This window comes from Exiguobacterium sp. s59, assembly GCF_018617475.1.
Lineage (GTDB): Bacteria > Bacillota > Bacilli > Exiguobacteriales > Exiguobacteriaceae > Exiguobacterium > Exiguobacterium aestuarii.
In genome coordinates, this window is record NZ_JACSKG010000004.1 from 273,701 (window position 1) to 297,655 (window position 23,955).

A 23,955-nucleotide genomic window follows, 5' to 3' on the forward strand; every position below is an offset into this window, starting at 1 on the left:
GCCTCCTGTATAAGAATATATGTTCGTTAGAACGTTTGTTCGTTTATCTGTTCTCATCATAAAACAAGAACCCGTGTTCGGTCAACAGAAAATAACGAACGAATGTTTGTACGCTCATGTGTTCTTGTGTTACACTAGACACATAAAGAATAGGATGCGTTTGCAGGTTATTCGATTACATCGAGGTGAACATAATGAAAAAAATGTCAGCGCGACAACAACAGATTCTTGATTTCATCAAAGATGAAGTTCGAGCAAAGGGATATCCACCTTCTGTTCGTGAAATTGGAGAAGCCGTCGGCCTTGCTTCTAGTTCGACCGTACACGGTCACCTAGATCGTCTAGAAAAACGCGGGTTGATTCGTCGGGACAAGACGAAGCCTCGCGCGATTGAGATTTTGACTGAAGATATGCCGGCAATGGAAGAACAAGAGTCCGTCATGTACGTACCGGTTATCGGGAAAGTTACCGCCGGGACACCGATTACCGCCATCGAGAACGTGGAAGAACACTTCCCGCTCCCGGCACATATCGTTGGTTCAGATAATGTATACATGTTGTCGGTTTCTGGGGATTCGATGATTAACGCTGGGATTTTGGACGGAGACCGCGTGCTCGTCCGCCAGCAGAGCACGGCCGACAATGGAGAGATTGTCGTCGCTATGACCGATGAGGGTGAGGCGACGGTGAAACGAATCTATAAAGAAGCTTCAAAAGTTCGTCTCCAACCGGAAAATGATGAGTTAGAAGCGATGTATTTTGACAATGTTTCGATTTTAGGGAAGGTTATCGGTGTATACCGGACGATTCACTAATGGCTAGTGGCAAGACACATACTCGAACGAATCTCGTGGCAACCGGAGCACTTGCGGTTGCCACGCCTTTTCTTGAAATCGATGTTCCGTTCGCATTGATCATCGGTGCGATTATCGGCACACTCTGGCTCTCCCCGGATCTCGATCTAAAATCAGATGCCTATTATCGATGGGGTCCACTTAAATTGATATGGCTACCTTATGTGAAGCTCATGCCGCACCGCTCGCTCTTCTCGCATTTACCTGGTTTGAGTGATGTGATTCGGATTGCGTACATCGGCTTTCCGCTCATCCTGCTATTACCTTTTACGGCATATGAGGCGGAGATTCGGTCATGGGTGGACGTTCACGGCATGCCGTTCTTTCTAGGACTCGTATTCGCGACGACATTGCATACGGCACTCGACTATACATCGACATTTATAAAAAAAGCATTTTGACCGACGAAAGGACCACCTTCCGACTGATCACGGAAGGTGGTCCTTTATATATATCTGCTTCATCTGAAGCACAACAAAAAGAGCAATGAACGATCCTTCTGAAGAAGGACATCCATTGCTCTTTTGCATACTTCTATTATTAGTAGAGCGTCATGTACTGATCGCGCTCCCACTCCGTTACTTGCATACGGAACATATCCCACTCGATTTCTTTCAATTCGAGGAAATGTTCGCCGATGTGCTCACCGAGTGATTCCATCACGACTTTATCCGCACGAAGGACTTCGAGTGCATCAAAGAGTGTTGCTGGGAGATCGTCGATTCCGTTCGCTACACGCTCTGGCTTGTCCATCACGTAGATGTTGCTGTCGATTGGTTTTGGTGCGTTCAAATCTTTTTCGATTCCGTCAAGACCTGAAGCCAAGAGGGCAGCAAGTGCAAGGTACGGGTTAGCCGCTGGGTCAACCGAACGTACTTCGATACGAGTCGAGAGACCACGTGCTGCTGGAACACGTACGAGCGGTGAACGGTTACGTGCGCTCCATGCAACGTAGCAAGGTGCTTCGTAGCCTGGTACGAGACGCTTGTAAGAGTTCACAGTCGGGTTACATACTGCCGTGAACGCACGAGCGTGCTCCAAAATACCAGCTGTGAATGCGCGAGCTGTGTCTGAAAGTTCCATGTCGCCATTTGGATCGTAGAAGACGTTCGTGTCGCCTTTGAAGAGTGACATGTTCGCGTGCATTCCTGAACCGTTTACACCAAAGAGTGGCTTCGGCATGAATGTCGCGTGAAGACCATACTTCGCAGCAATCGTCTTAACGACGAGCTTGAACGTTTGGATGTTATCTGCCGTTGTGACAGCATCCGCGTATTTGAAGTCGATTTCATGTTGCCCTGGTGCAACTTCGTGGTGTGATGCTTCGATTTCAAAGCCCATGTTTTCAAGTTCGATGACGATTTCTTTACGGCAGTTCTCACCGAGGTCAACTGGTGCCAAGTCGAAGTATCCACCTTGGTCATTGAGCTCAAGTGTCGGACGGCCTGATGCGTCTTTCTTGAACAAGAAGAACTCTGGCTCTGGTCCAACGTTGAACGCTGAGAAGCCAAGTTTTTGCATTTTCTCAAGGTTACGCTTGAGTGTACCGCGTGGGTCACCGCTGAACGGTGTACCGTCTGGGTTATAAATATCACAAATTAAGCGAGCGACTTTTCCGCTGCCATCTGTCCACGGGAAGACAACCCATGTGTTGAGGTCTGGATATAAGTACATGTCTGATTCCTCGATGCGGACGAATCCTTCGATTGACGATCCGTCAAACATCATCTTGTTATCAAGTGCTTTGTCCAATTGGCTAATCGGTACCTCGACGTTTTTAATTGTTCCGAGGATGTCCGTGAATTGAAGACGAATAAAGCGTACGTCTTCCTCTTGTGCGATGCGTTTAATGTCTTCTTTTGTGAACGTTTTTCTGGCCATGGTAAAATGTCCCCTCTCACATTGTGTAATGGTTGATGTGTGCGTCGTTATCGATAAAAACGCGAAAGCTCACCTTGAATGAGCGACGTCTTATTGAAACGGCCGGCTTCTTGAAGCTGTGTTTTCAATAAATGATGTAACTCTTTTTCCGAAACCTTTGGTGCTTCATTGACCGGTGCGGTCGGAGCAGTTGTTTCCGCTTCCTTCTCACCTTCTTGCTCTAACATGTGGCGAATTGCCGCCAAATTAAAGCCTTGGTCAATGTAATCCTTGATTGCGAGTAGACGTTCGACATCATTAAAGGAATAAAGCCGTCGTTTCGATTCCGTCCGACTAGGCGAAATCAGACCCTGTTCTTCATAATACCGAATCTGTCTACCAGTCAGTTGCGTCAGATCTTGGACGATTCCAATCGGAAACAACGGGTTGGAGCGACGAAATTGATCAGCCATCCTTACCCCTCCTTTTCTGTCTCACAATGTGAGAATAATACATGACAACAATCCTGTCAATAGATGTTAAGAAAGTTAACATGACAGAATGGTTACAAATGCGTGTGTTGATTTTGATCGTTGAATTCGACCAATCCTTTGTCGTGTAATTGGCTCAACGCCAACATGAGAGCGACTTTTACGTGAGCATACGTCAGACCACCTTGAACGTACGCTGTATAAGGTGCCCGAAGCGGGCCATCCGCTGATAGCTCGATCGACGAACCTTGAATGAACGTTCCAGCCGCCATAATGACATCGTCTTCGTATCCCGGCATATAGGCCGGGACGGGTAACGCATGTGCGTTTACCGGCGATGCCATTTGGATGCTTTGACAAAATGCAATCATCTTCTCGCGGTCGCGGAACGTCACCGATTGAATCAAGTCCGTTCGAGGAGTCGTATAGTGCGGGTCTGTCTCAAATCCAATCAAAGACAGGAGACTAGCTGTCAAGTGGGCTCCTTTGAGCGCCTGCGCCACAGTGTGAGGGGCCATATAGAAACCTTGATACATCTCCTGAAGCGAATAGAGTGAAGGACCTGCCTCACTACCGATACCTGGTGTTGTCATCCGGAAAGAACAACGTTCAATCAATTCTTTTGTTCCGGCAATATAACCACCCGTTTTCGCCAATCCGCCACCTGGGTTTTTGATGAGAGAACCCGCCATCAAATCTGCCCCGACATGCGTCGGCTCGATCGTCTCGACGAACTCTCCGTAACAGTTGTCGACGAACACATATACGTGCGGATGCGCCGCTTTGATCCGTTCGATCGCGACTTTGATCTCTCCGACAGGAATACTGCGACGATTCGCATATCCTTTCGAACGCTGAATCCCGACGAGTTTCGTCTCCGGACGAATCCGTTCAAGAACGAGGTCGATGTCGATTTCACGATCCTCTTTTAATTCGACGGTATCGTAATGGACACCAAGTTCTTTTAATGAACCACGACCGTCTCCACGGATACCGACGATTTCCTCGAGCGTGTCGTAAGGTTTACCTGTGATATACAGTAATTCGTCACCCGGTAACAGGACACCGAACAAGGCAATCCCAATTGCGTGGGTACCCGAGATGATTTGCGGTCGGCATAATGCGAGCTCTGCTCCGAACACGTCTGCATAAATCGACTCGAGCGTGTCACGACCGAGATCATCATATCCATACCCCGTCGTCGGATTAAAATGAAAATCCGATACTTTGTGCTTTTTAAACGATTCGAGAACACGATACTGGTTGAACTCAGCCGTCTCCTCAATCTTTTCAAAAAATGGTTTCACTCGCTCCTCGGCCTTTTTCACATACGGCGCGAGTGCATCATAATGTTCAATCTTTTCTTGCCACATACTTACACCTCAAATTGTTTTAGCGTCGCATATAGACGCGTGTCTTCTCTCATATAACCGATCAACTCGACCGAGCCGTCATCTAAGAAACTCTCCTCAAGACGATACATCGCCTCTTTCGCCGGGTGATAATGTTCAAAAGCCGTCACCGGTAAGACGACGTGGACTTTTGTCAAAATGTCCGAGATTTTATCTTCGAGTGCACCAATCAACTGTTCGATATCTTCTGGTGCAATTGCCGAGATCAACAGGGGTCCACCGACGAAGTCTTCCGTAAGACGGTCTTTCTTATTATATACCTCGAGTTGTGGGACCTCACTCGCACCGAGTTCTTCCAATACGCCATTCGTCGTATCGATTTGGTTCAAATAATGTGGGTTCGACGCATCGATGACATGAAGGATCAAATCGGCACCGACCACTTCTTCCAAAGTAGAACGGAAGGCGGCAACGAGTTTCGTCGGTAAATCACGGATAAATCCGACCGTATCTGTGATCAGCACTTTCCCACCGCGTGGAAGTTCGAGTTCACGCGTCAAGGGGTCAAGTGTTGCGAACAACTCATCCTGTTCATACGTATCTGCATCCGTCAATCGGTTAAAGATTGTCGATTTCCCGGCATTCGTATACCCGACGAGCGCGACCTGGAATACGCGATTTTCTTTCCGACGTTCCCGGTAGCGATCCCGGTGTGCGACCGTTCCTTCGAGTTGTTTCGTAATCTCATCGATACGACGCTTGATGTGGCGACGGTCCGACTCAAGTTTTGTCTCACCCGGTCCACGTGTCCCGATTCCACCACCGAGTCGCGATAACTGTGTCCCTTGTCCGATGAGACGTGGTAGTAAATAGTTCATCTGCGCGAGTTCGACCTGCAATTTCCCTTCGCGCGATTGCGCACGGCTCGCAAAGATGTCTAAGATGAGCTGCGTGCGATCGATCAGCTTCATCTCATCCGGGTCGTTCAAGGCGATGCGAATGTTCTTCGACTGCGCCGGTGTCAACTCGGCGTTGAAGATTAACAAATCCGGCTCGAACTGTTCGACGAGCATCGCGAGCTCCTCAATTTTCCCTTTCCCGATAAAGGTACGACGGTCGACTTGTTGACGTTTTTGGTCGAGCCGAGCGACGACTTCACCTTGCGCCGTATCCACGAGTTCGACGAGCTCGCCCATCGACTGTTCATATGTCCAATCATCGACATTCGGTAACTGACAGCCGACGATGACAACTTTTTCACGTTCTATCATGTAATCCCTCATTCCATAAAGTCTCACCTTTCATCTTACCACGAATCAGCGTATAGAGAACGTCCGTTTGTGGTAGGATAAAGGAAGAAGGAGGCTCGACCATGACGAAACGTAGAAAAGACTATCCGCTCCCCGAATTTATCGAAACATACTTGTATCATCTCGGAGCAAGCGGCCGTCAACCCTCGACGCTTAAACGCTATCGCTACGACTTGATTGATGTGCACAAGTACTTTCACGACCACAATGTCGAATTGAACGAACCGACGGACTGGTTAGACGTTCCAATCGAATCATGGAAAACGTTCGTGAATGATTTTCTAATCGAAGAAAAGCATTATCAACAGGCGACCGTCGCCCGAATCGTCACGGTCATCAATAGCCTGACCCACTTTTTAAATCCATTACGAAAAAAAATGCTAGCCTACTCGCAACCGGCACATACGTTGTCCGTCGACCAGATCGCGCTCGAGTCTGAATTTGACCGACTCGTTCATACGATTCGTTCGACGAGAGGATTGAGCGAGAATCAGTTGCAAGCCCATCCCTATCTCGTCAATCGGAATGAACTGATCGTGACGCTCTTCTATAAATACGGCTTGCGCGTCCATCACATCATTCGTTTGCGAATGAGCGACCTGCATCTGGCCGACCACACCTTTGACGTGTATGACCGTCTTGGGAATCAGTTCACCTTGAAACTGTCACAGGAAGACCAATCGTTACTCATGAATTATTTGGCTGATATCCCTACACCAGTACGACCACGTTGGTACTCGGAAGACCCGGTCTTCGTCTCATTCGATTTCGCACGGATGACGTTCCGCTGGGTGTATGCGAAAAATCAACCGAAGCAATTGACGATCGTCATGATCACGAAGATGATGCGGCAGCTGAACGAACGGAGCAGACTCGCGCGTTCGGTCACCCCGTCAATGCTACGGAACGCTCATGTATTAAAGACATATGCGACCGACATGACTCCAATCGAGCGGATGAACCTTACGTGTATGCATAAAGAATCTTCCTTACGTCGATACGAACAGGCGTATGAAGAATTTGGAACTGAATTATTCAAATCAGACGAAAGACCCGCCCTCTCGTGAAGGGCGGGTCTAGTTCTGTCATTACGCGTCAACGACCCTGAGCTATACCGTTTTGAAAAAAGATTCAACTTGCTGTTCTGTCACTTCGTCAAGTGTAGTAGGACTCCATTTGGGAGAACGATCTTTATCAACTAGAACTGAACGAACCCCTTCATAGAAATCATGACATTTCATAAAATTCAATGCGAGGTTTTGTTCCATATCAAAACAAGCTTGAAGAGATAGCCCCTTCCCTTTCTGAATTTGACGAAGGGTTACTTTTAGTGACGTCGGTGATTTAGATAGAAGTGTCCTCATCGTGATTCCTGCCCATTCATCACCTTGATTTGCAGATACCTGGAGTGATGAAATGATTTCTTCAATCGTTTCAAACCGAAAGTGATGATCAATTTTGTCTTGTATCGATGATATTGACGAAGGAAGAGAAACAGGGCTTCGAAATGACTCCAATAGTTGATCGAGTTCTGTTTCAATTGCATTTGGCGTCCAATGTTTTTCCATCATGCTTTCTTTTAATCTCGGCCAATCTTTGCTCTCCATATAATAGTCAGCCGCTCCAACGTAAAGTACATCGGTTGCATGTATGACACTAGCGGTTAGCGCGACGTAAGTACCAACCAAACCAGGCATTCGATTCAAAAAATAACTTGCCCCGACATCAGGGAAAAAACCGATGTTCATTTCAGGCATTGCCCACTTTGATGACTCGGTGACAATCCGATGTGAGGCACCAATGGAGAGGCCAACGCCACCTCCCATAACTACGCCATCCATCAATACGACGACTGGTTTTGGATAATGATGAATTGCATTGTCTAATCCGTACTCAAGCGAAAAGAACTGATTGGCGTACGCTTCATTACCTTTTTCTTTTAAATCGTATAAGGTTCGCATATCCCCACCTGCACAAAAACCCTTTTCGCCTTCTCCATAGATGCATATCAATGACACACGGTCATCTGACTTCCATTGCTTTAACAGTTCATTCATCGTATCTACCATGTCAACATTTAAAGAGTTTAACGCACGGGGGCGATTCAGCTTGATCCATCCAATCCCATTTTGAACTTCTGTGACGACACTTTCTCGAGTATCCACTATCGATCACCGCCTTGAGTATAGGTAATATGACTACTACACAACATAAACTTGCTGAAAACAGGTTGAAATGATCCAATCATTATTTATCTTGGAATTCTGCCTCACGTTTTTCGATAAAAGCATTGACTCCTTCTTTCATGTCTTCCGTTGTAAATAACTTCGCCCAGAGGTCCGCTTCAATTGCGAGACCTTCGTCTAATGTTGTTTCCAACCCTTTATTTACCGCTTCCATCGTTGCCGCAATCGATAATCGACTCTTTTTAAGCGCAATGGCTTCGGCAAGTTGTTTCGCTTCATCCATCAACTCGACAAGGGGCACTGATTTGTTGACTAAGCCAATCGATTCCGCTTCTTTCCCACCAATGACTTTACTAGTCAAAATCATTTCAAGAGCCTTCGATTTATTTGTGAGCCGTGCCAACCGCTGTGTTCCTCCAAAGCCCGGTATTAATCCTAAGTTCAGTTCAGGTTGTCCAAGTTTGGCTTCGTCTGCAGCAATCCGCATGTGACAACTCATTGCAAGCTCCAAACCTCCACCTAAGCAAGCTCCATTAATCGCAGCAATGACAGGTTTGTTTAATTGTTCGATCTTGTTTAAGACAGCTTGTGCTTCTACAGATAGTAATTTTCCTTTATCTTCACTATCGAACGCTGATACAAACTCTTTGATATCAGCACCCGCAATGAAGAATTTTCCTTCCCCTGTAATCACGACTGCCTTGATCTCTGAATCATTCGCGACATAATCAACGCAAGCTGATAATCCACTAACCGTCTCTGAACTGATTACGTTTGCTGGTGGATTATTGACGAAAAGATAGGCTACGTGATTTTCGACTTTTACATGGCAATTTGAAAATTGTTTTTCATTACTCATTTTTTGTTGTCCTCCTCATTTTGCATTACGTTTCATCATGAAGTTGATTTCTAGCTGTCAAACCTAGATTCGCATATCAAATTGTTTTGTACCAAAACTGTTTCACCACGAAATTTAACATGATATGATAAGTAGTGTCAAGATAAGGGGAGAACGATATGGAATTGAAAGATTGTATTAACTTTTTACTAAGCGCAAGCCAGAATAAGGTTTTTAAATATTTCAGCAAGCTACTAGAAGAATATGAAGTGACTCCAGCTCAATATGGGGTATTGAATTGTTTATGGAGGGAAGGACAACTTTCCCCGAAACAGATTGCAGAAAAGTTATATTTAGAGGCTCCGACAATTTCAGGAATACTCGATAAAATGCAAAAGGCAGGACTCGTCGAGCGTTCGATTGACCCTGATAATCGTAGAAACGTATTGGTTGTACCTACTCAAAAAGCTGAAGAATTGAGAAGTGGAATCGAAGCTGCGACAATCGAACTGAATGAAAAAGTTTTCGACCATTTATCGGATCGAGATGTGGAAATTTTAAAAAAGTCATTAGAAATTATCATACAAACCGATTATTGACTTGCAAAAAGGACATTCTCCCATCAAGAGAGAATGTCCTTCCTATTTTTATCTTACCCATTCATTCCGTAGCAACCCGTAAACGACATGGTCGACATAACGATCATATAGCCATTCCGCATCTCGAATGACCCCTTCTTCTTTAAAGCCAAAGCGTTCAGGGAGAGCCCGACTCTTCAAGTTCTCTGTCGCGACTCGAATCTCAATTTTATTTAGATTAAGATCACGGAATCCATATTCGATGATTGTCTCGAGTGCCTGACTCATGATTCCCTTGCCTTGAAAATCTTGTCCGAGCCAGTAACCGATCGTACCACATTTGATACCACGGTCGATTTCGTTGAATCCGATCGTCCCGGCAAGCACGCCTTTATACATCAAAGCGAACGATTTTGGGAATCCACCCGTTTCAATCAATCCTTTGATTCGTCCTTCTATGTTCTGCTTTGAATCCTCTACTGACTCGATATAATCAAGCCACCCCAGCCACTCTCTTAGGTAAGGTTTCGATTCCATCGTCAGTTGAAATAATGCTTCCGCGTCCTCTACATTAAACATTCTCAGTGTTATATCGTCATTTATTTTATAATCAAGCATATGAATCCATCCTTCTCACTCATCAAATGATGTATTTTCGTTTTTATATGTCACGGAAACTTTAATTGGATTGATGACACCTTCACTTAATTCTTGAAACGTACCAATCAAGCTATCTTGTTCAATGTCTAACTCAAAAATCTCTTTTATGTATGGAGTTCGCCGACTCGCTTCAAAATACCAGCTGAAGTGTTCTGTATAATCCCAGCCATCACTAGACCCAACAATATGTAGTTCTTTCTCATAAAATTGAGGTTGTAGCACCAATTCTTCTCGATTACCGTCTGATAAAATACAGATCGATCCATTCGGCTTAACAGCTTCTTGAAGGTTCATGAATCCATCATTGCGAGCCGAACATTCAATGCCGTAATCATAAAAGCTCTCTTTCACCTCATTCGGGGTATATACACAGCAAGCTCCAAACGTATGAGCCAGTTCTTTTCGATTCGAATCTGGCTCAATCGCATCAATCATCGTCACACCATAATAGGTGCGTAGATAATAGATTGCGAGTAACCCTATCGTTCCCAGACCGGAAACAATGACCGAATCGGTAGAAGATGGTGCTAATTTTCTAACTCCTTTCGCTGCATCGCAAGATAAAATCGCTAACAACGCTGTTTCATAGTCTACTTCAGGTGGAACATAAAACGCTTTTTGTTCAGAGACAATCCCATACGTTTGTTGCCCATAAAAGGCAATTACTCGGTCGCCAACATGGAGTGTTGTGACATTCTCACCCTTATCTACAACCCTTCCATAACTCTCATATCCCACTTTACGAGGATAGATCGGACTTGCATCAGTCAAATCCGTTGCTTCAAATTGGGGAATCTCTGCACCAATGCTAATGGCAGTAGCGATGGTTTCAATCAAAACCTGATCCGCCTCAAGAGTCGGTATTCGTGTTGTAACCCACTCCAACTTCTTTTTACCTACGAGTTTCAAAGCTTGTTGAATCATTTCATCCTCCCACTATGACAATTTCACCCATATGACAAGTTTACAGAATTCATCAAATTTTGTATAATTATTTTTATATCATTTTATGAAGAGGTGAAAATGTGTAAAAACGATTCGTCCAACCCACCTAATTGAATAGATTCGGAGGAGATTTGTGATGAAATCGTTTTACACACTGCTCGTTAGCCAATGGCTCGCAAACATTGGCGATGTCCTATACATCGTCGCGCTCATTGCCTTGCTGTATCAACAAACTGGGTCCGCTCTCATGGCGGCTAGCTTCCCGATTGCCGTGACTGCCGGTATGACGCTCAGCGGCCTCTTTTTCGCCCGCATCCTCAGTCGCTTCTCGCTCGGGAAAACGCTCGTCCTGTCACAACTGATGAAGACGGTCACCCTTGTACTCGTTCTCTTCACGGATTCGATTCTTGTTCTCGGACTTGTCGTGTTGATTGCATTCCTCGATGGGTTCGCGCGTCCGATCCAAGCGTCATTTATCCCAAGATTGACGACGAATCGTCAACAAGCGAACAGCCTAGTTCAAGGGTCCAATCAGTTCATCCAACTCGCGATGTGGCCAATTGGCACGATGCTCGTCTCTCTCATGTCGAGTGCCTTTGCGTTAATCGTTTCGCTCATTCTTTTCAGCCTCTCCACAATCGTGACGTTTTACTTCAATCAATCGCTTACGGAAGACGTGATGGATGACGAAACGGATGAATCGATTTCCTTACTTGAAAGCCTCACTTATGTAAAGACGTCACCATTCGCACGTCGCGTGACCTGGTTTGTCACGTATGAATCCTTCGTCAGTACACTTTGGATTTCCGCCTTGCTTCTCGTCTATCTCGAGCGACATTTACAAGTTGATACGGGCTGGTGGGGAACGCTTAACGCATCCTTTTTGATCAGCATGATTGCGGTGAGTGCCTACCTTTATCGATCACGATACGCACCCTCGCTATCGTCGACTGTCATCTTATCCATTGTCGCTGCCATTTTGTTCGGCATGACTGCACATCTCGCGTTTGCGATTCTGGCGTTAGTCATTCAAGGGGCAGCCACACAAATGCGGATCATTCAGACAAATACCGTCATTCAAGACCGGATCCCGGCTACACAGCTTCCTTATGTATATAGTGTGCAACAAACGGGATACGCCCTCGCATTCAGTATAGGAAGTTTATTGTTCGGTCTTCTCGCGGACGGCCTACCGATCGATTCGGTTTACCTTCTCGGAGCACTTTTGACCCTTCCGTTGATTTGGATTGGGCGATTGACTGAACAGTCCATGTTAACCGTATCATCTGTATAAACAACAGGCGCCTTCTCTAAGAGAGGGCGCCTTAAGTATAGAATTTTCCACCGAAATAAATAGTTGGACGTCCTTTTCAATGACAATCCAGTGTTTCATTTCCCCCTATTCGTCACTCTCGTATTGAAATACTCCTACGCCATAGCCTCGCTTCACATCTCCTAAAATAAAAAGTGACAGAAAGCTTGCCTCGGTCTCAATCAAAAATCGAAAGCTTTCCAACTCATCACTCTCCTCAATCATCGTAATCAATTGAAGAAGTTCAACTTCAGATACGTTTGGAAGATGACAGGTCATCATATACTCATTCGACCACATCCATTTTCCGTAATACTCGACACTGTATTCACACTTTTTCACATCTGCCCATTTTTTGAGATCAGATAGAAATCGATTTTTCTTCGACACCACCTGAAAAGAAGAAACGTCTAGTAATGTTAATAGTCGGGAGATGAACGATGGGGCCGACGTCACTTTTGGTAACCCATACTCCCTCCAGCTGCTATCCAACGGTAAGTTAAACATTCTTTCACTCTTTAGTGAATACGAATCAGGATCATGAAAGTTGCGACTATTAGCACATAAGAAATCAACAGTCGAGATACTATGATCATTTAGATGATTGACAAATTCATGGGATGAATAGATTTCTCGACGATATGGATCGTATAAGAAAAGGAGTTGTTCCTCTATATAAACGCCCAGAGGCAAGGTCAAATCAACGTACCGAAGTCGTCCTAATTGTGACTTTGTGATAATCACGTCAAGTTCACAGTAATCTGTGACTCGATATGAACTGACAGGCAATCGACTCAAATAGTCTGTTTTCAATGTGAACAGATCCATTGTCTGAAATGAGTTTACCTTTAGATGCTCAACGTTTATTTCATCAAAATTCAATTTGGATTCCCCTTTCTCACAATGGAATAGACAAACAGTATCGACTCATATCGTATACTAGAAGAAACAAATGATCGGAGTGATTTCCATGTCGAAACTTTCACAGGAAGAAACCCTCGAGTTACTAAATACCTTAGAGTCTCGTTTTGCCGAAAACGTTGAACGTCATCCTGACGAAGTGTGGTCAGACGTATTGGAACGAATTCAAATTAATCAGGACAAGTTGGCTACACTCTCATTAATGGAACAGACAGGAGGCGAACCCGACGTAATTCGTCTAGCTAACGGAGATCTCGCTTTTTGCGACTGTTCAGTCGAGAGTCCGAGCGGTCGACGAAGCCTCTGTTATGACGAACCAGCTCTTGAGGCACGTAAAAAGAATAAGCCCGTCGGAAGCGCGGTCGCCTTATCTGAACAGATGGGCATAACCCTTCTCGACGAAGAAACATACCGACACTTACAAACACTCGGTGCATTCGATTTGAAGACGTCGAGTTGGATTCACACACCAGACACCATTCGCCAAAAAGGTGGCGCCCTATTCTGCGACCGTCGCTATGATCACACCTTCCTCTACCACAATGGTGCAGACTCTTATTATGCGGCTCGAGGATTTAGAGGAATACTCGTGATTTAAGCAAGGCAATGCGCCTTGCTTCTTTTATGCATGAAAATCTATAAATCAAATTACGGTAATTGAAATATAAATAATTTGTTTCGGTATTTCACTATGGTTCCATCAAAAAACTGCAGACAAATCGTCTGCAGTCCTCATTCATGCGTGTAGTGTCACATTCAACTCTTCCGCTACCGTTTTAAACGCCTCGAGTGCACGTTCGAGGTCATCTCGCGTATGCTCCGCTGTGACGATGGTCCGGATGCGTGCTTTTCCGCGCTCAACTGTTGGGAAGGCGATACTCTGTGCGAATACGCCGTGCTCCTTCAACTTGTCCGAGAACGTATGCGCGAGCGTCTCTTCACCGAGCATGACCGGTGTGATTGGTGTTGTCGCATGTCCGATATCGAAGCCGAGGTCGCGAAGTCCGTTCTTGAAGAATTCCGTGTTCGCCCATAGCTTATCGAACAACTCTTCTTCCTCTTTCATGACACGGATTGCCTCACGGTTCGCCGCAACGACTGCCGGTGGATGTGATGTCGAGAAGAGGAACGGGCGACCTTTATGAATCAAGTAATCCCGCACGTCTTGTGAACAGGCGACGTAACCGCCGAGAACTCCGATCGCTTTTGAAAGCGTCCCGACTTGTAACGCGACACGACCGTCCAAACCGAAGTGGTTGACCGTTCCGCGACCGTTCTTCCCGAGAACGCCGGATGCGTGAGCATCATCAACCATGACCGCAGCATCATATTTCTCTGCAAGTTCGACAATCGCTGGAAGTGGTGCGATGTTCCCGTCCATCGAGAACACACCGTCCGTTACGACGAGACGTGTCCGATAATCTTGTGTCTCTTTTAACGCCTTCTCCAAGTCTTCAAGGTCGACGTGCTTATAAATGCGTCGCGCTGCTTTCGTAAGACGAATCCCGTCGATAATCGACGCATGGTTGAGTGCGTCACTGATGACGACATCCTCTGGTCCGAGAAGTGCAGACAAGACCCCGAGGTTCGTCGCGAATCCTGATTGGAAGACGAGTGATGCTTCTGTATGTTTGAACTCTGCAAGTTCGCGCTCAAATGCTTCGTGCATCTCGAACGTACCGGCAATCGTCCGAACCGATCCTGTTCCCGCACCGTACTGTTCGACCGCTTCAACTGCCGCTTGTTTTAATCGCGGATGGTTCGCAAGTCCGAGATAGTTGTTTGATGACAACTGGACGAGTGATTTCCCGTCGATTGTCACTTCGTTCCCTTGTGCCGATTCGAGCGGGACGAGCTTACGGAACGTCCCTTGTTCTTTCATCTCATTGATTGCTTCTGTAATATGTTCAAATGCCATGTTGTTTCCCCCTTTATGGTAGTAAGACGACCTTTCCACATTTCCCTGCCCGCATGAGTTCGAATCCTTTTTCAAACTCTTCAAGCTTGAAGACGTGTGTGATGATTGGTTCGACATTCAATTGACCCGTCGCGAGCATCGTCGAGACTTGGCCCCACGTCTCGTACATCTTACGTCCCGTGATGCCTTGTACACGGACGCCTTTAAAGACGACATCCCGTGTGAGGTCGATGGCGACCGGACGAGCTGGAAGTGACAAGACGTTAACGTCCCCACCTGCCGTGACCATTTTGAACGCTTGGTCGATGGCGATTGGATGTCCGCTCATCTCACAGACGACGTCGATTCCATCTCCATCTGTTTCGCGTTCGATTAATTCGAGCGGATTCTCTTCTAAGCTGTTGATGACGACATCCGCTCCCATCTCTTCAGCAAGTTTCAAACGATACGGGTTGACATCAATCGCATAAACGCGACTCGCGCCAGCTGCTTTGGCAACGCCGACTGCCATGAGACCGATTGGTCCACATCCGACGATGGCGACCGATTTGGCGGATACGTCACTCGCTAGCACAGTATGCACCGCGTTTCCGAGCGGTTCTTGAATGGATGCGAGTTTTGCCGGCATCGTTTCCGGGTTCACCCAAAGGTTCTCTTCAGGCATGACGACATATTCTGCGAAACAGCCTTGCGTATCCACACCAATGATTTTTGTGTTTTTACAGATGTGATATTGTCCACGTAAGCATTGTTTACATTGATGACAGACGATATGCGTCTCAGCGGACACTGTCTGTCCGACTTTGATGCGCTTCGTCCCTTCCCCGAGTGCCACGACTTCTCCCGAAAACTCATGACCGAATACGTACGGTGGTTTAACGCGGCTCTGTGACCACTCATCCCACTCATAGATGTGGACATCGGTCCCGCAAATCGATGTCGCTTTGACTTGAATGAGTACCTCTCCAGGTCCCGGTGTCGGAACGGGTACTTCGACTAGCTTTGCCCCAAACCCGGCCGTGTGTTTTTGAATCGCTTTCATTACTGGTGTCGTTGTTTCCGTCTCTGTGGTTGACACGAGTTGTTCCATTGAAAACGTCCCCCTCTTGTCTCTTATGATCGAACGATACGTTCTTTATCATCTTGTCATAAAATGACGAAACTGAGAAGATGCATCATGATTTTTTTATGACATTCTTCTGATGTCTAGTCTTAATATGTTCCACTCAGTTGATGGGAGGTGTCTCCAATCAGCATTTCTTTAAATCCTTGCGTTGAAAACTCAATAATCGATAAGCTCGTTCCTTCGATTTCGTCATCGAACCACAATTCGGACAGATTGACTTGTCGCACTTCCCTCAATATTGCCTGAATCACCATTCCGTGTGTCACAATCAGAACATTGCCGTGTTCGTTCGACTGAATGATTTGATGAATCACTTTCGAAATACGACTCGTAAAAGCTATCAGTTCTTCCCCTTGATTCGATTGAGGATCATATTGACTTGGATTTGACCAAAAAGTTTCGAATACATCCATTCGTTCGATTTCATGCTCTGCCTTCCCTTCCCAATCACCAAATGAGATTTCATTCAAGTCATCTAAGATATGTACAGGTGTATCTAAAGATACGTTCATCGCTTCTAACGTTTGAACGGCTCGACCACTTGGGCTCACATAAACAGACTCGAATTTAATCGTTCGAAGTCTGTTACCTAACTTTTCCGCATTCAGTACCCCCTCACTCGTTAACTGCGAATTCTGTCGCCCTTGTAGACGTCCTTCTTTATTCCACTCTGTCTGCCCATGTCTGACAATATATAACTGCAACACCTTAATCACTCCTTTGACTTCACCATAAAAAGAGGAGCCATCCGCGCCGATGGCTCCTCTTCACAAGAATAGGACCTATGTCCCGACCGCTCACCGTGGCTCGATGATGAGCTTGATGGCAGTGCGTTCCTCTCCGTCAATCATAATATCGGTAAAGGCTGGAATGCAAATCAAATCGAGACCGCTTGGCGCGACGAAGCCTCTGGCGATCGCGACGGCTTTGATGGACTGATTCAGTGCACCTGCCCCAATCGCCTGTATCTCACACGTTCCTTTTTCACGTAGCACACCCGCTAAAGCACCCGCAACGGAGTTAGGGTTCGATTTTGCCGAAACTTTGAGTACGTCCATTCTTGTTTCCCCCTCGGGTAGGTTGTTCAATCAAACCAGACGGTCTGATCATCTAGGTGTATTCGTTCGATTTTTGTCGCTCGTTTCGTCTGATCATCGATTGTAATGAAAACTCCATTAAGTTGTTCCCGTCCCTCGGCAACTTCAAACCGAACTGGGAGTTGTGTCATAAATTTTTTTAAAACGACCGACGCATCCATTCCGAGCACCCCGTCAAGCGGGCCGGTCATCCCAACGTCTGTAATATAGGCCGTTCCGTTCGGCAGAACACGCTCATCTGCGGTCTGTACGTGTGTGTGCGTCCCGACGACGACTTGGGCACGCCCGTCAAGATGATAACCCATCGCAATCTTCTCACTTGTCGCCTCAGCGTGAACATCAACGAAGATCGCATCGACCTCGTCTCGCACTTCTTCGATGAGACGATCGACAGTACGGAACGGGCAGTCGAGAGATGGTAAGAACACATTACCCATGACGTTGATCACGGCAAGTTTCTTCCCATTCTGCTTCAATTTCATCACCCCGACTCCAGGAGTTCCGTCAGGATAGTTGGCCGGGCGGACGATTCGGTCGGCATCGTCAATCCAATCAAAGATGTCGCGATTATCCCACGTATGGTTCCCCATCGTCACTCCATGAAAGCCGAGCTCTAAAAACTGTTGATAAATCTTTTTCGTGATGCCGCGCCCATTGGCCGCGTTCTCCCCGTTCACGAGCATGAACGTCGGATTGTATTTGTCTTTCAATCGTCCAATCTGATTGCTTAAAATATCTCGACCTGGTTTACCGACCACATCACCGATAAATAAAATTTTCATATAAAATCCTCCCTCAAACAGAAAAAGCGGAGAAATTCTCCGCTTTGTTTACTTCGCATAATCGACGGAACGTGTTTCACGAATGACCGTCACTTTAATTTGTCCAGGATAGTCAAGCTCATCCTCGATTCGTTTACAAATATCGCGTGCCATCTTACCAGCGACGACATCGTCGACGACATCTGGGCGAACGATAATACGGACTTCGCGTCCTGCTTGAATCGCATACGATTTCTCGACACCTTCAAACGACTCACAAATCGACTCGAGTCGCTCGAGACGGCGAATGTAGCTTTCAAGTGTCTCTTGACGGGCCCCTGGGCGAGCCGCTGACAATGCGTCAGCCGCTGCAACAAGTACCGCAATCGTTGATGTCGCTTCGACGTCCCCGTGATGGGAAGCAATCGAATTGATGACGACCGGATGCTCTTTGTACTTCGTCGCGAGCTCTACACCGATCTCGACGTGACTGCCTTCGACTTCGTGGTCAATCGCTTTCCCGATATCGTGTAAGAGTCCAGCCCGCTTCGCGAGCGTGACGTCCTCACCGAGTTCCGCTGCCATCATCCCGGCAAGGTGTGCCACCTCGACCGAGTGAGACAAGACGTTCTGACCGTAACTCGTACGATAGCGCATGCGACCGAGCGTCTTGACGAGGTCTGGATGAAGTCCGTGAATACCGGCTTCGAAAGTAGCCTCTTCCCCGTATTCCCGAATGCGTTCGTCCACTTCACGACGAGACTTCTCAACCATCTCTTCAATTCGAGCCGGGTGAATCCGACCGTCTTGAACGAGTTTTTCAAGCGTCATTTTTGCGATTTCACGGCGAACCGGGTCGAAACCTGACAAAATGACAGCTTCTGGTGTGTCATCAATGATGAGGTCAATCCCAGTCAACGTCTCAAGCGTACGGATGTTACGTCCTTCACGCCCGATGATGCGACCTTTCATCTCATCACTCGGTAAGTTGACAACGGATACCGTCGTCTCCGCGACATGTTCAGCAGCGTATCGTTGCATCGTGAGAGATAAGAGGTGTTTCGCTTTTTTATCCGCTTCTTGTTTTGCTTTTTGCTCGATTTCTTTTTGAAGGAGAGCAGCATCGTGAAGCGCTTCCTGCTTCGCTTCGTCCATGATGATGGTACGTGCTTCATCTTTCGAGAGGGATGCCACGCGTACAAGTTCTTGGCGTGCCTCTTCGTATAGTTCCTCCACTTTGCTTTCGAGCATTTCTGCTTCACGCTTGCGTTTTTCGAGCCCGCGTTCCTGTTCATCCAGCGAATCTTCTTTCCGCTCGAGCATGTCTGCTTTGCGGTCGAGAAGCTCTTCTTTTTGAACGAGGCGATTCTCTTTCACTTTCTGGTCTTCGCGACGTTCACGTAATTCTTGTTCCGTCTCATTACGAAGTTGAATCATCTCTTCTTTTACTTCAAGCCGTGCTTCTTTTTGCATCGCTTCCGATTGTTGTTTTGCTTGCTCTACAATCTTGGTCGCTTCCGTCTCGGCACCTTGAATCTTCGCTTCGGCGATCGATTTACGCACAAAAAAACCTGCAACAAAAGCTATCGGCAAAAGGAGGATCAGAATAAGCATATATTGCCATTCCATCATGTTCACCTCCCTTTCGCAAGGTTATTTTATTTTTTTAATAAGTGAGTAACGCAGGCAAGCCCGCGCATAACTTTATTGTACTTATTTAAGCAGGAGAATGCAATGCACGGACAGGATAGAACTACCAATTGCCTAAAAAATTATACTAAAAAAATCTCACTCGAATGATTTCGAGTGAGACCGTATACTTATTCGTCATCAAGAAGCGAGAGAACTTCGTCATCTTCCCCTTCAACTGTGACCGTTTTTTCGCCGTTCAAGCCGTAGTGGTCACGAATTTGTCGTTCCACCTCAGCAGCGATTGCTGGATTTTCTTTCATGTATTGCTTCGCGTTTTCACGACCTTGACCGAGACGTTCCTCATTGAACGAGTACCAAGCACCGCTCTTTTGCACGATATCGAGGTCTGCACCGATGTCGATGAGTTCCCCTTCACGTGAGATCCCTTCACCGTACATGATGTCGACTTCCGCCGTCTTGAAAGGTGGTGCGATCTTGTTTTTTACAATCTTGATCTTCGTACGGTTCCCGACCATGTCTTGACCTTGCTTGAGTGTCTCCGCACGACGTACTTCGAGACGTACTGAAGAGTAGAACTTCAAGGCACGACCACCAGGTGTCGTTTCTGGGTTACCGAACATAATCCCAATTTTCTCACGGATTTGGTTGATGAAGATGACAATCGTTTTCGACTTGTTCGTTGCACCAGACAATTTACGAAGAGCCTGTGACATCAAACGAGCTTGAAGACCGACGTGCGAGTCTCCCATTTCCCCTTCGATTTCGGCTTTCGGTACGAGTGCCGCAACCGAGTCGACAACGAGGATATCAACTGCTCCCGAACGAACGAGCGCTTCAGCGATCTCTAGCGCTTGTTCCCCTGTATCTGGTTGAGAGAGTAACAACTCATCAATGTTGACGCCAAGATTTTTCGCATACTTTGGATCGAGTGCGTGCTCAGCATCGACGAATGCAGCTTGACCACCACGCTTTTGAACTTCTGCAATCGCATGAAGGGCAACAGTCGTCTTACCTGAAGATTCTGGTCCGTACACTTCAATGACACGACCGCGTGGATATCCACCCGCTCCAAGTGCGACGTCGAGGGCAATAGACCCAGAAGGGATGACCGATACTTGCTGGTCTGTATTTTCACCAAGGCGCATAATCGAGCCTTTACCGAATTGTTTCTCAATTTGGCGTAATGCCATTTCTAACGCTTGTTTACGATCACTCATAGATAAATGAGCCTCCTTTAATTGATACTTTCATTATACGTGAACATATAGCGATACACAAGTTTTTTACGAACATTTATTCGCCTTTTTTCATTCGTTGAATCAATGCCCATAACCCATCTTTCGCAGCTCGCATCCGGATGACGTTACGTTCTTGGTGCGGATACATCCGTTCGATGACCTCGATTCCTCTCGGCGTCTTCACGCCGATATATACCGTACCGACAGGACGTCCCGAGCTCGAGGTCGGTCCGGCTTCACCTGTATAGGAGAGTGCGTAGTCCGCATTCGTTTGATCGGCTAATCCATCTACCATCTCATAAGCAACTTCTTTTGAGACGACTGAGTGTTGTTCAATTGTATCAAGAGCAACCCCCAAATACCTATTTTTTAGCTCATCTGAATAGGTAACGACACCACCTAAAAAGACAGCCGATGCTCCCGGGGTCGATGTAATCATCGACTGAACTTCTCCACCGGTCAACGATTCGGCGATTGCGAGTGTTTGATGATGACGTGTCAATGATTGCACGAGGTATGAGGCAATCGTCTCATCATCCGATCCGAAATAATAAGAACCGACGCGACTTAAAATTTCAGCTTTCATTTCCTGGATCATCGCTCTTGCAGCCGTCTCATTAATCGCACGAGCACTGATTCGCAGTCTCGCCTCTCCCGTTTCGGCATATGGTGCAACGGTCGGATTCGATCCGTTCAATAAGTCTTTAACGGCATCATCGAGTGCAGATTCTCCAATCTCATAAAATCGTAGCGATTCCGAGACGAGCGTCGCGCCTGAAAACTTTTTTGGAAACGTCACATCGACGAGCGCTCGCATTTCACGAGGCACACCTGGTAGGAGCATCCACGTCGTCTCCCCTTCAATCCACATCCCAGGAGCGAGACCGACCGGATTTTGTAAAACATCAGCACCAGCCAAGACATCCGCCTGACGAGCGTCCCCTTCATTCATCTCACGGTTACGTGAACGAAGGAATTGTTGAATCGTATGAAATGCTGCTTCATCTCGTACAATCGGGCGCTCAAGCAAATCTGAAAGGACCGTCTTCGTGACATCATCTGCCGTCGGCCCGAGCCCACCTGTGACGATTACGAGGTCTGAACGACGACGCGCCATCTCAAACGTCTCACGCATCCGTTCCGCGTTATCGCCGACAACTTGATGATACAGGACGGAGACACCGTATTTCGATAGTTGTTCCGATATGTAACTCGCATTTGTATTGACGATTTCCCCTAAGAGCAACTCGCTTCCTACCGCAATGATTTCGGCTCGTTTCATCTTATTTCCTCCTCGACTTCAAAAAAAAGACGAGCTAGATCAACCAACTCGTCTCTGTCGACTTACATCGACTTCACAATAATCTTGTAGTTTTGTGCGAAATACTCGGCTCCGGAGTAAATCGTTAGTGCGAGTGCCAACCACATCGCCCATTCCCCGAACGGGATACCGACATAGCTGAAAATCGGATTACCGAATAGTAAGAAAATGATGGCGAACAATTGCACCCATGTTTTTGCTTTGCCCGACTTACCTGCCGCAACGACAATCCCTTCGTCGGCAGCGACTAGTCGTAGACCTGTGACCGCAAACTCACGAGAAAGAATCACGACAACCACCCATGCGGCAACGAGGTCCATCTCGACGAGCAACACGAGTGCCGCTGTAACGAGTAACTTGTCCGCAAGCGGGTCCATAAATTTCCCGAAGTTCGTGACCAAATTGTGTTTTCGCGCCAAGTGACCGTCCAACCAGTCTGTAATGGCCGCGATGGTAAAGATGACACCAGCGATAAATTGGTGAAGTGGGATATCAGCACCTAAAAAGGCGATGTTTCCCCAATCAAAATCAACAGCGAGTAAGACGACGAATACGGGGATCAAGACCACGCGTAGCATCGTCAATCGGTTAGGTAGGTTCATGTAGAACGCCTCCTCTTAGAAGGAGAGTCGACTTATTCTGCGTCGACTCTCTTTACAAAAATATTTTGTGTGACCGGAGACTCTTGAAGCTCGAGCTCGCGACCGTTGACGACGATTTTCTCAACACCTGCGATTAGTCCGATTCGGATACGTAGCGTATCCGTTTCAGCGTCTTCAATGACAATCGGGTTCTGTTTCGATTGGTTCGGATACTCAGGAGCAAGGAACGGACCTTCTAGTGAAGTATCACGAACACCGACATATGAGGCTGGTGATTCTTTCACATAAATCTCGGTCGACAGCTTATCACTCGTCGCTATCTCATAAGTGATGTCCGCACCGTTCGATTCTGTTACCGCAATCGGACCAGACTCTACTGGCGGTTCTTCTTCAGCCGGCTCCTCAGAAGCCGGTTTCTCCTCGGCTGGTTCATCCGCCGGGACGTCTTCATTCTGGTCGACTGTGACACCAGAACTCGGCGGCTCGGCCGGACTCGCTTCTTGTCCGCCGAAGTCGATACTTCTCACCGCAAAATAAACTGCTGTAATGAGCAAGAATACCGTGAGGGCAAGCAGTACTTTCGGAACCCATCTCGACACCCGACTTGTCGACTCTGACGCTTTTGAATACGTCTTTTTCCGAGAAAGTTGAACGGAGGGTTGTGCTTCGATTTTTGGTAGGTCTTTAGCGTATGTCTCATATAATTCATCCACATCGAGACCGAGTGACTCCGCATACGTTTTAATGAACGCCCGTGCATAGAAAGAGCCAGGGAGATTTTTGTAATCACCTTCCTCGATCGCGATGATATAGCGCTTTTGAATCTTCGTCGTCTGCTGGATTTGGTCGAGCGTTAATCCGCTCTCCTCACGCTTTTGTTTCAAAAAAGTCCCTAGTTCTGTCACAGGGGTCCACACCTTCCATTCACATAA

General features: G+C 46.8%; 25 protein-coding genes. 6 read left to right on the top strand and 19 right to left on the bottom strand.

Going from position 1 to position 23,955, the window contains the following annotated elements; genetic code table 11:
* Positions 1–194 precede the first annotated feature (194 nt).
* Positions 195–815 (top strand): transcriptional repressor LexA, encoded by a 621-nt coding sequence (gene lexA, locus KNO91_RS09560; RefSeq protein WP_074033201.1) that lies wholly within the window; start codon positions 195–197, stop codon positions 813–815.
* The gene (locus tag KNO91_RS09565) at positions 815–1,255 is read left to right on the top strand and encodes a metal-binding protein (RefSeq protein ID WP_214794806.1); all 441 of its coding nucleotides are present in this window, start codon (positions 815–817) and stop codon (positions 1,253–1,255) included. The genes lexA and KNO91_RS09565 overlap by 1 nt, the downstream gene beginning before the upstream one ends.
* Before the next feature lie 139 nt (positions 1,256–1,394).
* Here KNO91_RS09565 and glnA read toward each other — a convergent pair whose 3' ends face one another.
* From glnA to hflX, 4 genes are all read right to left on the bottom strand, one after another.
* Complete coding sequence (gene glnA, locus KNO91_RS09570) at positions 1,395–2,735, bottom strand: type I glutamate--ammonia ligase (protein WP_214692727.1); 1,341 nt, start codon at positions 2,733–2,735, stop codon at positions 1,395–1,397.
* Positions 2,736–2,782: 47 nt separating this feature from the next.
* Complete coding sequence (locus KNO91_RS09575; RefSeq protein WP_214794804.1) at positions 2,783–3,187, bottom strand: MerR family transcriptional regulator; 405 nt, start codon at positions 3,185–3,187, stop codon at positions 2,783–2,785.
* A gap of 92 nt (positions 3,188–3,279) precedes the next feature.
* Positions 3,280–4,578, bottom strand: coding sequence for a methionine gamma-lyase family protein (locus KNO91_RS09580; protein ID WP_214794802.1), 1,299 nt, complete (start codon positions 4,576–4,578; stop codon positions 3,280–3,282).
* Between the two features lie 2 nt (positions 4,579–4,580).
* The gene (hflX, locus tag KNO91_RS09585) at positions 4,581–5,828 is read right to left on the bottom strand and encodes a GTPase HflX (RefSeq protein WP_214817737.1); all 1,248 of its coding nucleotides are present in this window, start codon (positions 5,826–5,828) and stop codon (positions 4,581–4,583) included.
* Between the two features lie 101 nt (positions 5,829–5,929).
* On the opposite strand from hflX, the gene KNO91_RS09590 reads away from it, so the two are divergent.
* Positions 5,930–6,934, top strand: a complete 1,005-nt coding sequence (locus tag KNO91_RS09590) for a site-specific integrase (protein WP_214794800.1) — start codon at positions 5,930–5,932, stop codon at positions 6,932–6,934.
* 42 nt (positions 6,935–6,976) lie between these two features.
* Here KNO91_RS09590 and KNO91_RS09595 read toward each other — a convergent pair whose 3' ends face one another.
* The gene (locus tag KNO91_RS09595) at positions 6,977–8,032 is read right to left on the bottom strand and encodes an enoyl-CoA hydratase/isomerase family protein (protein ID WP_214817739.1); all 1,056 of its coding nucleotides are present in this window, start codon (positions 8,030–8,032) and stop codon (positions 6,977–6,979) included.
* An 82-nt stretch (positions 8,033–8,114) separates the two neighbouring features.
* Positions 8,115–8,912 (bottom strand): enoyl-CoA hydratase, encoded by a 798-nt coding sequence (locus tag KNO91_RS09600; RefSeq protein WP_214794796.1) that lies wholly within the window; start codon positions 8,910–8,912, stop codon positions 8,115–8,117.
* A gap of 158 nt (positions 8,913–9,070) precedes the next feature.
* Between KNO91_RS09600 and KNO91_RS09605 the strand changes: the two genes are divergently transcribed.
* Positions 9,071–9,490, top strand: a complete 420-nt coding sequence (locus KNO91_RS09605) for a MarR family winged helix-turn-helix transcriptional regulator (protein WP_214787710.1) — start codon at positions 9,071–9,073, stop codon at positions 9,488–9,490.
* Between the two features lie 48 nt (positions 9,491–9,538).
* Here the strand turns inward: KNO91_RS09605 and KNO91_RS09610 are convergent, their stop codons facing one another.
* Complete coding sequence (locus KNO91_RS09610) at positions 9,539–10,087, bottom strand: GNAT family N-acetyltransferase (protein WP_214794794.1); 549 nt, start codon at positions 10,085–10,087, stop codon at positions 9,539–9,541.
* 15 nt (positions 10,088–10,102) lie between these two features.
* Positions 10,103–11,053, bottom strand: a complete 951-nt coding sequence (locus KNO91_RS09615) for an alcohol dehydrogenase catalytic domain-containing protein (protein WP_214817741.1) — start codon at positions 11,051–11,053, stop codon at positions 10,103–10,105.
* A gap of 157 nt (positions 11,054–11,210) precedes the next feature.
* Here KNO91_RS09615 and KNO91_RS09620 point away from each other — a divergent pair, with 157 nt between their 5' ends.
* Positions 11,211–12,368, top strand: a complete 1,158-nt coding sequence (locus KNO91_RS09620; RefSeq protein ID WP_214794790.1) for an MFS transporter — start codon at positions 11,211–11,213, stop codon at positions 12,366–12,368.
* Positions 12,369–12,473: 105 nt separating this feature from the next.
* Here KNO91_RS09620 and KNO91_RS09625 read toward each other — a convergent pair whose 3' ends face one another.
* Entirely contained in the window at positions 12,474–12,893 is a 420-nt protein-coding gene (locus KNO91_RS09625) for a hypothetical protein (protein WP_214794788.1), read from the bottom strand.
* Positions 12,894–13,356: 463 nt separating this feature from the next.
* Between KNO91_RS09625 and KNO91_RS09630 the strand changes: the two genes are divergently transcribed.
* Complete coding sequence (locus KNO91_RS09630) at positions 13,357–13,905, top strand: DUF4256 domain-containing protein (protein WP_214817744.1); 549 nt, start codon at positions 13,357–13,359, stop codon at positions 13,903–13,905.
* 138 nt (positions 13,906–14,043) lie between these two features.
* On the opposite strand, the gene KNO91_RS09635 is transcribed toward KNO91_RS09630, so the two are convergent.
* The 10 genes from KNO91_RS09635 to KNO91_RS09680 all read right to left on the bottom strand — a co-directional run bounded on the left by KNO91_RS09635 (position 14,044) and on the right by KNO91_RS09680 (position 23,928).
* The gene (locus tag KNO91_RS09635; protein ID WP_214787695.1) at positions 14,044–15,225 is read right to left on the bottom strand and encodes a glycine C-acetyltransferase; all 1,182 of its coding nucleotides are present in this window, start codon (positions 15,223–15,225) and stop codon (positions 14,044–14,046) included.
* 13 nt (positions 15,226–15,238) lie between these two features.
* Positions 15,239–16,315, bottom strand: coding sequence for an L-threonine 3-dehydrogenase (gene tdh / locus KNO91_RS09640; protein ID WP_214787693.1), 1,077 nt, complete (start codon positions 16,313–16,315; stop codon positions 15,239–15,241).
* A gap of 122 nt (positions 16,316–16,437) precedes the next feature.
* Complete coding sequence (locus tag KNO91_RS09645; protein WP_214787690.1) at positions 16,438–17,058, bottom strand: histidine phosphatase family protein; 621 nt, start codon at positions 17,056–17,058, stop codon at positions 16,438–16,440.
* 90 nt (positions 17,059–17,148) lie between these two features.
* On the bottom strand, positions 17,149–17,409 hold the full coding sequence (locus tag KNO91_RS09650) for a stage V sporulation protein S (RefSeq protein ID WP_012726477.1): 261 nt from the start codon (positions 17,407–17,409) through the stop codon (positions 17,149–17,151).
* A gap of 26 nt (positions 17,410–17,435) precedes the next feature.
* Positions 17,436–18,230 (bottom strand): TIGR00282 family metallophosphoesterase, encoded by a 795-nt coding sequence (locus tag KNO91_RS09655; protein ID WP_214787687.1) that lies wholly within the window; start codon positions 18,228–18,230, stop codon positions 17,436–17,438.
* A gap of 48 nt (positions 18,231–18,278) precedes the next feature.
* Positions 18,279–19,838: a ribonuclease Y gene (gene rny / locus KNO91_RS09660; protein WP_198930002.1), complete on the bottom strand. Its 1,560-nt coding sequence runs from the start codon at positions 19,836–19,838 to the stop codon at positions 18,279–18,281.
* A 191-nt stretch (positions 19,839–20,029) separates the two neighbouring features.
* Positions 20,030–21,079 carry a recombinase RecA gene (gene recA / locus KNO91_RS09665; protein ID WP_074033216.1) on the bottom strand — a complete coding sequence of 350 codons (1,050 nt, stop codon included), beginning with the start codon at positions 21,077–21,079 and terminating at the stop codon, positions 20,030–20,032.
* Between the two features lie 76 nt (positions 21,080–21,155).
* Complete coding sequence (locus tag KNO91_RS09670) at positions 21,156–22,382, bottom strand: competence/damage-inducible protein A (protein ID WP_214817747.1); 1,227 nt, start codon at positions 22,380–22,382, stop codon at positions 21,156–21,158.
* A gap of 62 nt (positions 22,383–22,444) precedes the next feature.
* Entirely contained in the window at positions 22,445–23,023 is a 579-nt protein-coding gene (gene pgsA, locus KNO91_RS09675) for a CDP-diacylglycerol--glycerol-3-phosphate 3-phosphatidyltransferase (protein WP_214787682.1), read from the bottom strand.
* Between the two features lie 32 nt (positions 23,024–23,055).
* Positions 23,056–23,928: a helix-turn-helix domain-containing protein gene (locus KNO91_RS09680; protein WP_214817749.1), complete on the bottom strand. Its 873-nt coding sequence runs from the start codon at positions 23,926–23,928 to the stop codon at positions 23,056–23,058.
* Positions 23,929–23,955 lie beyond the last annotated feature (27 nt).